Source organism: Chitinophaga alhagiae (assembly GCF_003568665.1).
GTDB lineage: Bacteria > Bacteroidota > Bacteroidia > Chitinophagales > Chitinophagaceae > Chitinophaga > Chitinophaga alhagiae.
In genome coordinates this window covers 30,865-46,262 of the sequence record NZ_QXMH01000006.1, presented here as the reverse complement: position 1 = coordinate 46,262, position 15,398 = coordinate 30,865, and the positions used below count along the sequence as shown (strand labels likewise).

Below are 15,398 nucleotides of genomic sequence, written 5' to 3'. Positions count from 1 at the left end.
AATTCTGATCATGAAATCGGAACGATATTCCTATGCCCATTGGGGTATGAGATGCGTGTTGCTATGCCTGTTCCTGCTCCCGGGCATGTTATTTGCCCAGAACGTCCCCCTTGTGAAGGGCCTGGTAACAGACCAGGATGGCGGCGCCCCGCTGCCGGGCGTAAGCGTGAAAGTGAACGGCACCAGCCGTGGCGTTATGACAGACGCGGATGGCCGCTTCAGCATCGGCGCCAAACCGGGCGAAGTGCTCGCCTTTACCTTCATCGGCTATGAAAAAAGATCAGTGACCGTAGGCAACCAGGCCTCGCTGCAGGTATTTATGAAGGCCACCGCCACCGGTATGAATGAAGTGGTGGTGATCGGCTACGGTACAGTGGCGAAGAAAGACCTCACCGGTTCTGTCAGCAAGGTAAATATAGAAGACATGGCCAAAGCGCCGGTCATGTCTTTTGACGAGGCCCTGGCCGGCAGGGTGGCCGGTGTGCAGGTGTCTTCCAGCGAAGGGCAGCCCGGCTCGCAAATGAACATTGTGATACGCGGCGCCAACTCCCTGACGCAAAACAACGCGCCGCTGTACGTGATTGACGGCTTCCCCATTGAAGACCCGGAAAACGCCTCCATCAACCCGGACGATATTGCTTCCATAGACGTGCTCAAAGACGCGTCCGCCACCGCCATCTACGGCGCCCGCGGCGCTAACGGGGTGATCGTGATCACCACCAAAAAAGGCAAGGCGGGCAAACCCGTGGTGACCTATAGCGGTACCTACGGCATGTCCAAGGTGCTGAAAACAATGGACATGATGGACCCGTACGAGTTTGTACAGTACCAGTACGCCCGCAATCCCACGGCCGCTACAGAGGCCTACCTGAAAGACGGCAGAACGCTGGACTATTATAAAACGGCAAAGGGGTACGACTGGCAGGACCAGATCTTCCGCACCGCGCCCATGACCACGCATAACATATCCCTCCGCGGCGGCAACTCGCAAACGCTGTACTCCATTTCAGGATCTGTTGCCAACCAGGAAGGCATTATTATCAACTCCGCTTTCAGGCGCTACCAGGGCCGCGTTACCATAGACCAGACGGTGAGCGAAAAAGTGAAAGCAGGGGTGAGCGTTAACTACAGCAATACCAATCAAACGGGCGCTTCTCCTTCCGCCAACGCCTCACAGTCTACCAACTACCTGCTGTTCAGTGTATGGGGCTACCGCCCCATCACCGGCTCCAGCATAGACCTGTCTGAAGGCCTGGATGACCCGGATTTGAACGACGTGGCAGACTACCGCATCAACCCCGTGATCAGCTCAAAGAACGAGCTGCGCCTGCAGGGTATCAAGAACATTATGGCCAACGCTTACATAGACTATAAGATCACCAAAGACCTGCTGCTGAAAGTAACAGGCGGCATCAACAACCAGGTAGGCCGCAGCGACGCTTTCTTCAACAGCCTCACCCGCAACGGCACGCCGGTGATCCCCACCAACGTACGGGGCATCAACGGCTCGGTGCGGTACACAGAGGCCAACAGCTGGGTGAACGAGAACACGCTTTCTTACCGTAAAACTTTCAACAAAGTACACAAGCTGGATGCCGTGGCCGGTGTTACCATGCAGGGCGGCAACCGCGGCAGCTACGGTTTTGCGGTACAACAGGTGCCTAATGAAGAGCTGGAGCTGGACGGGCTGGACGAAGGCATTCCCTACCAGGCTTATGCCTCTAACGGCAACTATACACTCAGCTCTTTCCTGGGCCGTGTCAACTACAGTTATAAATCCAAATACCTGCTAACGGCCAGCTTCCGGGCAGACGGCTCATCCAAGTTTGCCCCGCAGAACCGCTGGAGTTATTTCCCCTCCGGGGCCGTAGCATGGCGCCTGAGCAGCGAAGAGTTCATGAAACCGCTCAGGTTTGTATCTGACGCCAAACTGCGCGCCAGCTATGGTGTTACGGGCAACAACCGCGTGGGCAACTTTGACTACCTGCCCTCGCTGACACTGCCCATCGGCGCGTCTTACTCTTTCAACAACGCCACGCCCAATAAAGGCGTAATACCCGGCACGCTGGGTAATGCCAACCTCAAATGGGAAAACACCGAGCAGGTAGACCTGGGCCTGGACCTCAACCTGTTCCGCAACCGCATTGAGTTTACCGCAGACGTATACCGCAAAACCACGTACGACCTGTTGCTGGAAGCCAACGTGCCTTACACTACCGGCTACCAGACCGTGTTCAAAAACATTGGCAAGGTGCGTAATGAAGGCTTGGAGCTGACACTGGGCACAGAGAACGTTCGTACCAAACATTTCTCCTGGAGCAGCAGCTTCAACATCAGCTTTAACAGAACAAGGGTGCTGGCCCTGGCGGAAGGGGAGGAAGCGCTGCTGACCCCCATGACCTGGGACTCCGGCTACAAAGGCGCGCTGTACATAGCCAGGATGGGGCAGTCTACCTCCCTGTTCTACGGCTACATCTGGGACGGCCTGTATACGTATGACGACTTTGATCAGCCTTCTCCCAATACCTATGTGCTGAAAAAAGACCGGCCTACCAATACAGACACCCGGGACCAGATACAGCCCGGCCATAACAAGTTCCGTGACATCAACGGAGACGGGGTGGTGAATAACGAAGACATGACGGTGATAGGCCGCGGCCTGCCCATCCACACCGGCGGTTTCTCCAACAACTTCTCCTACAAAGGTTTCAGCCTTAACGTGTTTTTCCAGTGGTCTTACGGCAACGACATCATGAACGCCAACCGTCTCATGTTTGAAGAGAATGTAGGCAACCGCAACAACCTGAACCAGTACAAATCATACGTGAACCGCTGGAGCCACGATAATCCCAACAGCAACATACCGGTAAGCCGCGGACAGACCATGTACGGTATTTATTCTTCCCGTGTGGTGGAAGATGGTTCCTATCTGCGCCTGAAAACCGTGTCTCTGGCATATTCCCTGCCGGCCAAATACCTCCGTCCGCTGAAAATAAGCAACCTGGCGGTATCTGTGCAGGCGCAGAACCTCATCACCTGGAGCAACTACTCCGGCATGGACCCGGAAGTGTCTGTACGCCACAGCGCGCTTTCGTCCGGGTTTGATTATTCCGCTTACCCGCGTGCCAGAACGGTCACTTTTGGGCTGAAAGCAAGTTTTTAACATCAAAATAGCTTTGTTATGAATCGAATATATTTTGTAGCACTGGTGATGATAGGCATGACGGGCTGTAAAAAGTTCCTGGACACAAAACCCACGGACTTTCTGACCCCCTCACAATACTTCACCACGGAAGAACAGTTGAGCAATGGCCTCACCGGCGTGTATGACGTGCTGGGCAGCAACGAGCTGTATTCCAACGCCTTTACCAGCCGTCTGGGCACGGAGGCAGACCAGGGCTTTTATGCCCGCAGCACCTTCAACGGCCCGCAGGTATACACGCATACTTCGTCAGACAACCTGGTAACCGGTACCTGGCAGAAGCTGTACGAAGGGATCAGCCGCGCCAACCTGGTGCTGGCCAGTATAGACAAACCTGCAATGAGTGACTCCGCGCGTATGCAGATAAAGGGCGAAGCGCTCTTTCTCCGTGCTTTCTACTACTTCATGCTGGTGAGCAACTGGGGAGACGTGCCGCTGGTACTGGAACCGGTTACCTCCGCCGCCGGTAACGAAGTGGCCCGCACGCCCGCCAAAGAGGTATATGAGCAGATCGTGTCAGACATGAAAGCATCTGAAGGCCTGGTAAAGACCATTACGGAAATGGGCTTCGGCGGCAGGATCACCAAGTCTGCTGTACGCGGCATGCTGGCCAGGGTATACCTCTACTGGGCCGGCAAACCCCTGAGCGATGCCAGCAAATACGCGGATGTGAAAGAGTGGGCGCTGAAAGTGATGGAATCCGGTGAGCATGCGCTGGCGGAAGACTACAGCCAGATATTCATCAACTATGCGCAAGACAAGTATGACATTAAGGAAAGCATCTGGGAAGTGGAGTTCTGGGGCAACCGCATCGGCAACGCCTATACGGAAACCGGCTGGATCGGTTATACCGTGGGCATTGCCACTACAGATACTGAAATAGGCTTCAGCTACGGCTTTATCAATGTCACCGCCAACCTGTACCGCAAGTATGAAGAGGGGGATGTGCGCCGCGACTGGGCTATTGCGCCTTTCCGGTATTCCGGCAAAAACAAGGTGTTGCATACCGCAGCCCAATTGTACAACCGCAATGCAGGTAAATGGCGCAGGGAGTATGAGACCACGCTTCCCAAAGCGCCCAGCACCACGCCGCAGAACTTTCCCATTTTACGCTATGCAGACGTGCTGCTGATGTACGCTGAAGCGGAAAATGCACTGAACGGCCCCACGCCGGAAGCGCTGGGCGCCATCAACGAGGTGCGCAAAAGGGCCAAGGCGGAAGAGTATACCAGCTTTGCCTCCAAAGAAGCGTTCCTGGAGGAACTGCAAGACGAACGCTCGCGCGAGCTTTGTTTTGAATCGCTGCGCAAGCCAGACCTGATACGCTGGGGTATTTTCCTGCCCACTATGAAGGCCATCGGCAACGAGATACAAAGCGAGGGCGGCTCCTATGCCTATGCCACTATTGCCTTCCTGAATGCGTCGGAAAAGCACCTGTTGTTCCCCATACCGGCCAGGGAGATGATGCTGAACAGGAAGCTGGTGCAAAACCCGGGTTGGTAATAAATGCAGATCACAATCAAAAATTATTAGGATGAAACGGATCATATTATTCCTCGTAGTTCCATTCATGGCCGCCTGCAGCAAGGACATGAAAACAGACACGCCCCTGCTGGAAGTAACGGTACAGAAGGCCGAACTGAAAGCCGGTGATACCGCGCGCTTCAACATCAGCACCAATGCCAACATCCTGTCTTTCTATTCCGGGGAGGTGTTGAGCGACTATGCTTTTCATAAAGAACGGAAAGTAATACTGGACAGTGTTATGCTTTCCTTCTCTACATCACTTAACTACGGCACGCAAAAAGACCAGTTTACTGTATTCGCCTCCAACGACTTCAACGGGCAATATACGGTAGAGGGGCTGAACGCCGCTACCTGGCAGAATATCACCAGCTGGTTCAAGCTGGCGCCGGGTAACAGCAACACCGCCATTGCCGCTGGTGTAAAAAAGATCAATTCACTTGCCGTGCCAGGCAAACCGCTTTATATTGGTTACCGGTTCATTGTAAAACCGCAAACTGCCAACGGCGGTTCCAAGTTATGGACAATGACCGGGTTCAACGTATCCGGTTATTCAGACCTCGGTGTACAAACGCTAGCAGACCACAAATCAGCCGGCTGGCAGATCATAGCCCAGGGCCCGCATGACCCCGGCAGGGGCGCGGTGATACAGGCGGCGCAACTGGCGTTCTTCGGGAACAACCTGGACTATAAGGAAGAATATATGGAAGACTGGGTGATCTCCAAACCCATCAACCTGGAAGAGGTAGACCTGGGGCCGGACTGGGGCGCCGGTATCAAAACGCTGGCAGACCCGCCGCTGAAAGAATATGCCTACGTGTTTTCAGAGCCGGGTACTTACACGGTCACCTTTGTAGGCCTGAACGTGAACAGCGATAGCGAAAGCAGGGTAGTACGCCAGCTGTCTATAAAAGTTACACCGTAAAATAAGCACTATGAGATTTTGTATCAGCATATTATGTTTTCTGCTCCTGGCAAATGGCCCGGCCGCGTTCTCGCAGGAGGTGATCGCAAAAGACGCCGCCTGGTGCTGGTTCTCCGACCCACGCGCCATTTACCACAAAGGAGAGAAAGAGGCCGTTTATTTCGGGTACATCAACAGCAGGGGAGATGTGATGGTGAAATCGCTCAACCTGGCCACCAACCAGGAACAGGAGTATAACCTGCACAAAGAGCTGCAGGTAGACGACCATAACGTGCCCTCCTTCCTTTTCTTGCCGGATGGCAAGCTGCTGACCTTTTATTCGCACCACAACGGCGACCTGTTCATGCGGAAAAGCAAGAATGCGGAAGACATCACGGCATGGGAAGATGAGCGCATACTGCTCAATAAAACCGCCACGGATGTTTATTGCTACAGCAATCCCATTATGCTGAGCGGAGAAAATAACCGCATTTACCTTTTCGGCAGGGATTTTTACAGGGGCAAAGGCTTTGAGAAAAGCTACGCGGGTACACAGATCTATTATATCTACAGCGATAACTACGGAGAAACCTGGAGCGAAAGGAAAATATTGCTGGACAATTCCATGAGGAACAACCCGCCTTACATCAAGTACACCTCAGACGGCAAGTCCCGCATAGACTTCCTGTTCACCAACGGGCACCCGAAGATCGGGAACGATGTGGCCGTTTTCCATATGTACTACAAAAACGGGGCTTTCTGGCAAACCAACGGCCGCAAGATAGGCGGCACGGAAGACCTGCCGGTTACCATCAGCAAGGTAGACAAGGTGTATGATCCGTCTATCACAGATGTAAGGGCCTGGATATGGGACATTGCGATGGACAAGAAAGGCCGCCCCGTGGTGGCCTACGCACGCTATCCCTCCCCGGAACAGCACCAGTATTATTATGCCAGGTGGAATGGTAAAAAATGGGAAGACCGTAAAATAGCAGACGCAGGGCCTTACATCACCATCATAAAACCCGGTAAAAAGTTGCTGGAAGCGCATTATTCGGGGGGTATTGTGCTGGACCATGAGAACATCAACAACATTTACCTGGCCCGAAAAATAAATGGCGTGTATGAAATTGAAAAGCGTGTGCTGAACGGGAAAAAGGAAGAGATCGTTCCCATTACCAGCCATTCCACCGCGGATAACGTGCGGCCGTACGTAGTGGCTAAAAAAACAACCGGATCGCCCATCCTGTTATGGATGAATGGGCATTATTATCATTATACCGATTATCAAACAGACCTGAAAATCAAAAGGCAATAGCATGGAAAAAAACAACACCGCCTATACCCGCAGAAAAATGCTGGGCGCACTGGGCCTTACACTGGCCGCCGGCCTGCCTGTAGGTGCGGCGCCCGTTGCCAAACGCGGCAGCGACGGCCCGGTTTACCCTACTACAGCAGCCATGCAGCAGGATAAAAAACTGGCCGCTGGCAGCATTGTACAAACCGCCGGCTACTACGAAGCCGGAGACGGCGGCGCGGCCGTTTACCAGGTGGTGGAAAAAGGGGGGCTGGCCTTGCAGAACGGCCTCTCCGCCGTATTGCTGGCCGGTACCAGCGTGAACTATAAGATGTTTGGCGCCGTGGGAGACGGGAAGAACGATGACGGGGTGCAGATCAAGGCCGCCCATGAATTTGCCAACGAGCACAACATACCGGTGGTGAACCCCGGCGGCGAGTTCTGGCTCAAACAGACCAACGCCATCCCGGTGTATACCAATGTGTATTTAGGTAATACGGTGTTCCATATAGACGAGCAATACAATACCAAAGCCAATGCCCGCTTCGAGATCAAAAGCCGGCTGAAGCCGGTGAAGGTGGAGGTAGACAAGGAGCTGTTGCTGAAAGTACTGAAGCCCGGTGTAAAAACGATACCGGAACTGGCGCCCTATGCCAATTGCCTGGTGTTTGCGGCGGATGATAAAGACAGGATAGGGCTGCGGTCTGGTGAAAGATTCAGCGGACAGTCATGGGCGCGCGAAGATTTTTTTTATGTGGAAGAACATGGCCGCATCATAGGAGACCTGGCCTGGGAGTTCAAAAACTTCACCAGCCTGATGGCGTACCCCTGCGAGCAGGCGTACCTGGTGGTGGAAGGCGGCTCCTTTTTGTTGTCAGGCAACAGTCCGGGTACTTTTAAAGGCACCAAGTACGATGGTTACTGGCGCGGCGGTTTCACCGTGAGCCGCAGCCGCACCATTATCCGGGAGCAGTGGGTAGGGCTGGAAAAAGGAGCGGCAGACGTGGCCCTCAACCCCCGTGGCGGCTTCTATTCCTTTTCCCGCGTGTTCGACGTAACGCTGCAGGACGTACGGCTTTTGCCCTGGGAGCAAGACAGGGAAGGGAAGGAGCGCGATGTGCCTGCCGGTACCTACGGCATTACCTGCAACCGCACCCTGAAAGCGCGCTTTTGCCGCGTAACGGCGGAAGGCGGGCCGGTACACTGGGGCGTATTCGGCACCAATCTCAACAAACAGTTTATCATAGACAGTTGCAGCCTGAACAGGGTAGACGTGCATTTCCACTGCTGGCACCTGCATATCAAAGACTCCCAGATCGGGTACCGCGGCGTGACCGTTACCGGCGGGGGAGACCTGTTCATAGAAAACACCACCATCTGGTCAAGGAACTTCATTTCCTTCAGGCGTGATTTCGGCGCCAAATGGGACGGCGCTATTTACATCCGCAACTGCCGCTATATGCCCGCCGTGGCAGGAGATACGGCGGTGCTGGAATTTGTGCCGGCGGATTTTACCTACAATTATCCCATCGGTTATGGCCGCACCATCCGTGTGGAGGGGCTGACGGTGGATTATCACGCCGTGCCCGCGTCTACAGGTGTTTGCTGGCTGATGCGTACGGCCGCTTTCTCCAAAATGAAAAGCGGTGAGCGCCTGTTCTTCCCGCATGCCGTGTCTTTCCGGGACGTGGTGGTGGAAGGGCGCAGCAAAGGCGTGCGCCTGGTGGAAGTGGCGGCCCCGCAGGGTTACCGCCAGCCGCTGAAAGGCGGCCCCGGAGAACCGAACGCCTCACTGGTATTCGAAAACATACAACTGGAGCAGGAGGGGGCCCGCCATCTGCTGCTGAACGCGGCGCCTGCCCGGCAGCCGGAAGACGAATACGCGCTCAGTCCGGAAATACGCGTGGTGAACTGCCATCATTTTTCAGCGGAGCTGGCCGGTACGGCCGGGTTACGGGTGGAACGCAGCCAGGTAGGAGCGCTGAAGGCCGATCTGCAAGGCGAGTTAAGCCTGGCGGACTGCCGCCTCAAACCCGTTGGCAAAGCCGGGGAAACCGCCTTTTACAAACTGTCAGCTTCGGCGGGAGCGGCCTTTACCAACTGCACGGTGCATGCGCCGGTGGTGGATGGCGTGCCGAAACCCTCCCTGGTGGATAACTATGGCTTTATCAGGCTGAACAAGGCCCTGCGCTTCAACCACCTCAATACGCGGCTGGGGCAGGAGGTGCTGAAAGACGTGAAACTGCTGCCCCGCTTTGTGCGGATGCTGGCCAGCCATCACGAGCTGGAAGGGGAGAACGTGTAAGCGCGGCAGGCATTTCCGGCCATGCCGTGTAACCACAGGCATGCCGCCCCGGCCACGCCTGGGCGGCCCCAAGGCTTCCGTAAACGTTGCCGGAACAAAAAACTGGCAAAAACTTTTTAATTTCTAACTTTAAATAGTACTTTCGGGTACGTACCCGAAAACATCAATTTTCAACCAAACCACGAAGTAATCATGGAAAAGTCCCGCAGAGCGTTTTTGAAAAACACGATCAAAGGATCGGCGGCATTGGCGGTAGGCAGCATGCTGCCCGGTGTTAGCGCCAAAAGTTATGCCCGCATCATTGGCGCCAACGAACGTATTAAGATCGGTATGATGGGCGTAAATGCCCGTGGGCTTGCATTAGCCAACAACTATGCCCGTCAGACCAATTGTGAGATCATTTCCGTATCAGATGTGGACACCCGCGCAGCGGAAAAATGTATAGCCAGCGTAACCAAGATCCAGCAGTCGCAGCCCAAGGCGGTGCCCGATTTCAGGAAAGCCCTGGAAAACAAGGAGATGGACGGCCTGGTGGTGGCCGCGCCTGACCACTGGCACGCTCCCGCGGCCATACTGGCGGCCAAAGCCGGCAAACATGTATACCTGGAAAAACCCGCCAGCCACAACCCTGCGGAAGGCGAGCTGCTGGTAGCCGCACAGAAAAAATATAGATCCGTTATACAGATGGGCAACCAGCGCCGCTCCTGGCCGAATGTGATTGCCGCCATCAACGAAATAAAGAACGGCACCATTGGCCGGGTATACTTCGGCAAAGGCTGGTATACCAACAACCGCGAGTCTATTGGTACCGGCAAGGCCGCCGCGGTGCCTTCCTGGCTCAACTACGACCTCTGGCAAGGCCCCGCTCCGCGCAGGCCCTACAAAGACAATCTCATTCACTATAACTGGCACTGGTTCTGGAACTGGGGTACCGGCGAAGCCCTTAACAATGGCACGCACATGGTAGACCTGCTCCGCTGGGGCCTGGACGTGGACTATCCCACTTTTGTGACCTCTTCCGGCGGCCGCTACCGTTACCAGGACGATTGGGAAACACCTGACACGCAGGTGATCACCATGGAGTTCGGCAACAAGTGCAGCATTGCCTGGGAAGGCCGCAGCTGCAACGGAAAGCCTATTGAAGGCAACACCGCCGGCGTAATTTTCTACGGGGAGAACGGTTCTATTGTGATTGACGGTAACGCTTATACCATCTTTGACCTGAAGAACAAAGTGGTAAAAGACGTGAAAAACACCAAAACCATCGATGCGCGCAACCTCACCAATCCTGCCGCGGACCTGGACGCGCTGCATATCCAGAATTTCTTTGACGGTATCAAGAACGGCGCCACGCTGAACGCAGACATCCTCAGCGGCCACAAGAGCACGCTGCTTTGCCAGCTGGGCAATATTGCGCTCCGTTCCGGCTCCGCGCTGAACATTGACCCGGCTACCGGCCACATCAAAAACAACGCGGCCGCGCAGAAGTTCTGGAAAAGAGATTACCAGCCGGGCTGGGAACCGAAAATATAATCAAGATGGGAAATAAACCTTCGGTGGTGGAAGTGGGCTCTATGAGCAAACGGGACACCCGCATATCTATCTTTATCATTGGGCTGCTGTTTTTTATTTTCGGGTTCGTTACCTGGGTAAATGCCATCCTGATCCCTTATTTCAAAATAGCCTGCGAGCTGAGCAACCTGCAATCCTACTTTGTGGCGTTCGCTTTCTATATTTCCTATTTCATCATGTCCGTTCCTTCATCCTACCTGCTGAAAGCGGTAGGGTTCAAGAAGGGTATGATGGTGGGCTTCTGGGCCATGGCGCTGGGCGCTTTAATATTCATTCCCGCCGCATTGACCCGTACGTACGAAGTGTTCCTGCTGGGGCTTTTCACCATTGGCCTGGGGCTGGCAGTGCTGCAAACGGCCGCCAATCCCTACATTACCATACTGGGGCCAAAGGAAAGCGCCGCGCAGCGTATCAGCATCATGGGCATCTGCAACAAAGGCGCGGGCATTATTGCGCCGCTCATTTTTGCCGCGGTCATTCTCAAACCCACAGACACCGGCCTGTTTGAACAGCTGGCGCACATGGGCGCACAGGAGCGGGCCGCCGCGCTGGACGAGCTGATCCGCCGTGTAATTACGCCTTATGCGGTAGTAGGCACGGTATTGTTCCTGCTGGGGCTGATGGTGCGTTATTCTCCGCTGCCTGAGATCAATACGGAAAGTGAAAGCAGCGAAGTGGCCGCAGCCAATGCCGGCAAAAAGAGCATCTTTGAGTTCCCGCACCTGATACTGGGCGCACTGGCCATTTTCCTGCACGTAGGCACACAGGTGGTAGCGATTGATACCATCATTCCCTACGCCACGCACGATATGGGTATTTCCCTGCTGGAAGCCAAAACATTCCCTTCATACACCCTGGCCGCCACTATTTTCGGGTATTGCATGGGCATTTTGCTGATCCCGAAAGTGATCAGCCAGGTGAACGCATTGCGTTTCTGTACCGTGCTGGGCGCTTTGCTGGTAGCGTGCATCACCCTGGTGAAAGGGCAGGTGACCCTGCTGGGCCACACTACAGATGTATCTATCTGGTTCGTGGTATTGCTGGGCCTCGCCAACTCCCTGGTGTGGGCGGGCATCTGGCCGCTGGCGCTGGAAGGGCTGGGGCGCTTCACCAAACTGGGCGCTTCTATCATGATCATGGGCCTCTGCGGCAACGCCATTCTGCCGCTGGTGTATGGTTATTTTGCAGACGCGTATAACCTGCGGGTAGCGTACTGGGTGTTATTTCCCTGTTACCTCTACCTTATATTTTATGCTTTTTACGGGCACCTCATCCGGAGGTGGTCCCGTTCTTTTTCATCATCCCCCATTCAATTAAAACAGGAAGTGCAGCCATATGAGGTTTCAGAAGAAAAAAATTAGCAACGGCCAGATCATCACCCCGTACCGCATCATTCCCGGAGGAACGGTGCTGGTCGAGGGGAACCGGATACTAGCCGTGAGTGAGTATGACATTCCCGTAAGCGATGCACTGGAAATTGATGCCGGCGGCCGTTACGTGGCGCCGGGGTTTATAGATATTCACATTCACGGTGGCGGCGGCAGCGATTTTATGGACGGCGATGTGGAAGCCTTCCTCACCGTGGCCGAAAAACATGTGCAGTACGGCACTACCTCCATGGTACCCACCACGCTGAGCAGCGATACGGCCAGCCTGAGAGACGCCGTGCAGTTGTATGACAAGGCGCATGCCCTTAACAAACGCGGCTCGGAGTTCCTGGGCATTCACCTGGAAGGCCCGTACTTTGCCATGAACCAGCGTGGCGCGCAGGACCCGCGGTACATCCGCAACCCTGACCCCGCGGAGTACAAGGCGGTACTGGAATCTACCAGCTCCGTGGTGCGCTGGAGCGCCGCGCCGGAGTTGCCGGGCTCTCTGGAGTTTGGCCGCTATCTGCGCAGCAAAGGCATCCTGGCCGCCATTGCGCATACAGACGCTATCTATGAAGAAGTGCTGGAAGCGCTGGAGTGCGGCTATACCCACGCCACGCACTTGTACTCGGCCATGTCTGGCGTTACGCGCAAAAATGCGTTCCGTTATGCCGGCGCCATAGAAAGCGCTTTTCTCCTGGATGAAATGACCGTGGAGATCATTGCGGACGGCGTTCACTTGCCCCCGCCGTTGCTGAAGCTGGTATACAAGATAAAAGGGGCGGATAAAACGGCCCTCATTACAGATGCCATGCGCGCTGCCGGCATGCCGCCGGGAGAAAGCATCCTGGGCGCGCTGAACAACGGCCTGAAAGTGATAGTGGAAGATAATGTGGCCAAACTGCCTGACCGCAGCTCTTTTGCGGGCAGCGTGGCCACGGCGGACCAACTGGTGCGCAACATGGTGCAACTGGCAGACGTGCCGCTCATAGACGCGGTGAAAATGATCACCAGCACGCCGGCGGCCATCATGAACGTGGCAGACCGCAAGGGTGCGCTGGTAGCGGGCAAGGATGCAGACATCGTGATCTTCGATGCAGATATTAATATGGACATGGTGATGGTAGGCGGCAACCTGCTCTACCAGGCCCAACATCAAAAACAATTACATGAAGCAGGTAGATAAATTACGGATACATACATACGAAACCCGCCAGGTAATGGGCGCCGCGGCCGCAGCCATGGCCGGGGACCGCATCAGGCAACTGTTGCAGCAGCAGGAGCAGCTGAACATCGTGTTTGCGGCCGCTCCCTCGCAGCAAGAGTTCCTGGAAGCGCTGGCGGCAGACAAAGGCATTGAATGGGAACGCATCAACGCGTTCCACATGGATGAGTACATAGGCCTGGATGCCGCGGCCCCGCAAGGTTTCGGCAACTTCCTCAAAGACCGCCTTTTTGCGAAAGTGCCTTTCCGCAGCGTGCATTACCTCAACGGCAATGCGGCAGACCCGCAGGCGGAGTGCGAACGTTACGCCGCATTATTGCGCCAGGGGGTGGATATGGTGATGATGGGCATCGGCGAGAATACGCATATTGCCTTTAACGACCCGCATGTGGCGGATTTTAATGATCCCCAGCTGGTAAAGGTGGTAGACCTGGATTATGCCTGCCGTCAACAGCAGGTGAACGATGGCTGCTTTGAGACCTTTGCGCAGGTGCCTACGCATGCGCTTACGCTCACCGTGCCCGCACTGCTGAAAGGCCGGTACCTGTTCTGCGTGGTGCCCGGCCCCAACAAGGCCGCTGCTGTGAAACACACCCTGTTTGACAGCATCAGCGAAAAATACCCTTCCACCGCCTTGCGCAACCACCCGGAAGCCGTGTTGTTTACTGACAAAGACAGCGCCGCTCTATCTTTCGACCGCCTTGCCCAATTATCATGAAACAATTATCCTTACTGGCATTTGCAGCAATGATGGCATGTTCACCAGCTCAACCGCCGCAGCAACAACGGCTTATAGCGCTTGACCCGGGCCACTTTCACGCGTCCCTGGTGATGCAGCACATGTATCCCGGCATAGACAGCGTGGCGCAGGTGCTGGCGCCTGAAGGCCCGGAAGTGGAGCAGTACCTGGCCGTGGTAGACCGCTATAACCAGCGCCCGGAGCAGCCTACGCACTGGCAGATGGAAGTGCATAAAGGCCCTGACTACCTGCAGCGCCTGGCCGGGCAACCTGCCGGCAGCATTGTTGTGATAGCAGGCAACAACCGCCTCAAATCTTCCTACATCCGCAGCAGCGTACGCGCCGGCATGCATGTGTTGAGCGATAAGCCCATGGCTATTGACCCTGCGGGTTTCGACTCGCTTAAAGCGGCCTTTGCCGAAGCGGCGGAAAAGAAAGTGCAGTTGTATGATATGATGACGGAACGGTACGAGATAATGTCCATTCTTCAGCAGGAGATCACCCATATGCCGGCCGTATTCGGGGAACTGGAAAAAGGCTCGCCCGGTAACCCCGCCGTTGTCAGGGAAAGCGTGCATCATTTCAAAAAGAACGTGGCTGGCAAGCTGCTGGTAAGGCCGGTATGGTATATGGACGTAAACCAGCAGGGAGAGGGTATTGTAGACGTTACCACGCATATGGTAGACCTCATTCAGTGGACCTGTTTTCCGGAGCAGGTGCTGGACTATACGAAAGACATTGTAATAGATTCCGCCCGCCGCTGGCCTACGGCTATGACCATGCAGCAATTTGCGGACATCACCGGCCAGCCAGCCGCTCAAAGTGACAGCGTACTGCAGGTATATGCCAACGGCGCTTTCAGCTACCGCCTGCGCGGCGTGAACGCCCGCGTATCTGTTACCTGGGCGTACGAAGGGGGAGGGGACACGCATTTTGCCCTCACCCGCGGCACCAGGGCAGACGTGCTGCTGCAAAACGGCGAGCTGTACGTTCATACCAAACAGCCAGACAGTACGGCCCTGCAACCATTGCTGCAGAAGTACCCCGGCCTGGCGCTGGAGCGTATTGACAAAGGCTGGCGCATAGTGGTGCCGGATGATTACAAAAAAGGGCACGAAGCCTCCTTTGCCAAAGTGATGGAAGCCTTTTTACGGTATGTGAAAGAAGGAAAACAACCGGCATGGGAAGTGCCCAATACACTGGCCAAATACTATACCACTACGGAAGCGTTGAAGCTGGCCAGGAACGAACAATAATTTG

The 15,398-nt window shown here is 55.1% G+C and carries 10 protein-coding genes; all 10 read left to right on the top strand.

All coding sequences use genetic code 11. The features are described from left to right. Positions 1-10 precede the first annotated feature (10 nt). The 10 genes from D3A97_RS23665 to D3A97_RS23620 all read left to right on the top strand — a co-directional run bounded on the left by D3A97_RS23665 (position 11) and on the right by D3A97_RS23620 (position 15,394). Complete coding sequence (locus tag D3A97_RS23665) at positions 11-3,163, top strand: SusC/RagA family TonB-linked outer membrane protein (protein ID WP_232826064.1); 3,153 nt, start codon at positions 11-13, stop codon at positions 3,161-3,163. An 18-nt stretch (positions 3,164-3,181) separates the two neighbouring features. Beyond that, entirely contained in the window at positions 3,182-4,705 is a 1,524-nt protein-coding gene (locus D3A97_RS23660) for a RagB/SusD family nutrient uptake outer membrane protein (RefSeq protein ID WP_119081052.1), read from the top strand. 31 nt (positions 4,706-4,736) lie between these two features. After that, positions 4,737-5,651 (top strand): DUF5017 domain-containing protein, encoded by a 915-nt coding sequence (locus D3A97_RS23655; RefSeq protein ID WP_119081051.1) that lies wholly within the window; start codon positions 4,737-4,739, stop codon positions 5,649-5,651. A gap of 10 nt (positions 5,652-5,661) precedes the next feature. Then, positions 5,662-6,948, top strand: a complete 1,287-nt coding sequence (locus tag D3A97_RS23650; protein ID WP_119081050.1) for a BNR-4 repeat-containing protein — start codon at positions 5,662-5,664, stop codon at positions 6,946-6,948. Position 6,949: 1 nt separating this feature from the next. Continuing rightward, entirely contained in the window at positions 6,950-9,232 is a 2,283-nt protein-coding gene (locus D3A97_RS23645; protein ID WP_119081049.1) for a hypothetical protein, read from the top strand. Positions 9,233-9,448: 216 nt separating this feature from the next. Next, positions 9,449-10,765: a Gfo/Idh/MocA family protein gene (locus D3A97_RS23640; protein ID WP_232826063.1), complete on the top strand. Its 1,317-nt coding sequence runs from the start codon at positions 9,449-9,451 to the stop codon at positions 10,763-10,765. A 5-nt stretch (positions 10,766-10,770) separates the two neighbouring features. After that, a complete protein-coding gene (locus D3A97_RS23635) occupies positions 10,771-12,165 on the top strand; it encodes a sugar MFS transporter (RefSeq protein WP_119081047.1) in 1,395 nt (464 codons plus the stop codon). Then, the gene (gene nagA, locus D3A97_RS23630) at positions 12,140-13,360 is read left to right on the top strand and encodes an N-acetylglucosamine-6-phosphate deacetylase (protein WP_119081046.1); all 1,221 of its coding nucleotides are present in this window, start codon (positions 12,140-12,142) and stop codon (positions 13,358-13,360) included. The genes D3A97_RS23635 and nagA overlap by 26 nt, the downstream gene beginning before the upstream one ends. Further along, positions 13,344-14,117, top strand: coding sequence for a glucosamine-6-phosphate deaminase (locus D3A97_RS23625; RefSeq protein WP_119081045.1), 774 nt, complete (start codon positions 13,344-13,346; stop codon positions 14,115-14,117). The genes nagA and D3A97_RS23625 overlap by 17 nt, the downstream gene beginning before the upstream one ends. Then, the gene (locus tag D3A97_RS23620; protein ID WP_119081044.1) at positions 14,114-15,394 is read left to right on the top strand and encodes a putative oxidoreductase C-terminal domain-containing protein; all 1,281 of its coding nucleotides are present in this window, start codon (positions 14,114-14,116) and stop codon (positions 15,392-15,394) included. Before D3A97_RS23625 ends, D3A97_RS23620 begins: the two co-directional genes overlap by 4 nt. The last annotated feature ends 4 nt before the right edge of the window (positions 15,395-15,398 follow it).

Coding starts and splice junctions, on each gene's coding strand:
- D3A97_RS23665 (WP_232826064.1), top strand. CDS start 11: ATGAAATCGGAACGATATTCCTATGCCCATTGGGGTATGAGATGCGTG.
- D3A97_RS23660 (WP_119081052.1), top strand. CDS start 3,182: ATGAATCGAATATATTTTGTAGCACTGGTGATGATAGGCATGACGGGC.
- D3A97_RS23655 (WP_119081051.1), top strand. CDS start 4,737: ATGAAACGGATCATATTATTCCTCGTAGTTCCATTCATGGCCGCCTGC.
- D3A97_RS23650 (WP_119081050.1), top strand. CDS start 5,662: ATGAGATTTTGTATCAGCATATTATGTTTTCTGCTCCTGGCAAATGGC.
- D3A97_RS23645 (WP_119081049.1), top strand. CDS start 6,950: ATGGAAAAAAACAACACCGCCTATACCCGCAGAAAAATGCTGGGCGCA.
- D3A97_RS23635 (WP_119081047.1), top strand. CDS start 10,771: ATGGGAAATAAACCTTCGGTGGTGGAAGTGGGCTCTATGAGCAAACGG.
- nagA (WP_119081046.1), top strand. CDS start 12,140: ATGAGGTTTCAGAAGAAAAAAATTAGCAACGGCCAGATCATCACCCCG.
- D3A97_RS23625 (WP_119081045.1), top strand. CDS start 13,344: ATGAAGCAGGTAGATAAATTACGGATACATACATACGAAACCCGCCAG.
- D3A97_RS23620 (WP_119081044.1), top strand. CDS start 14,114: ATGAAACAATTATCCTTACTGGCATTTGCAGCAATGATGGCATGTTCA.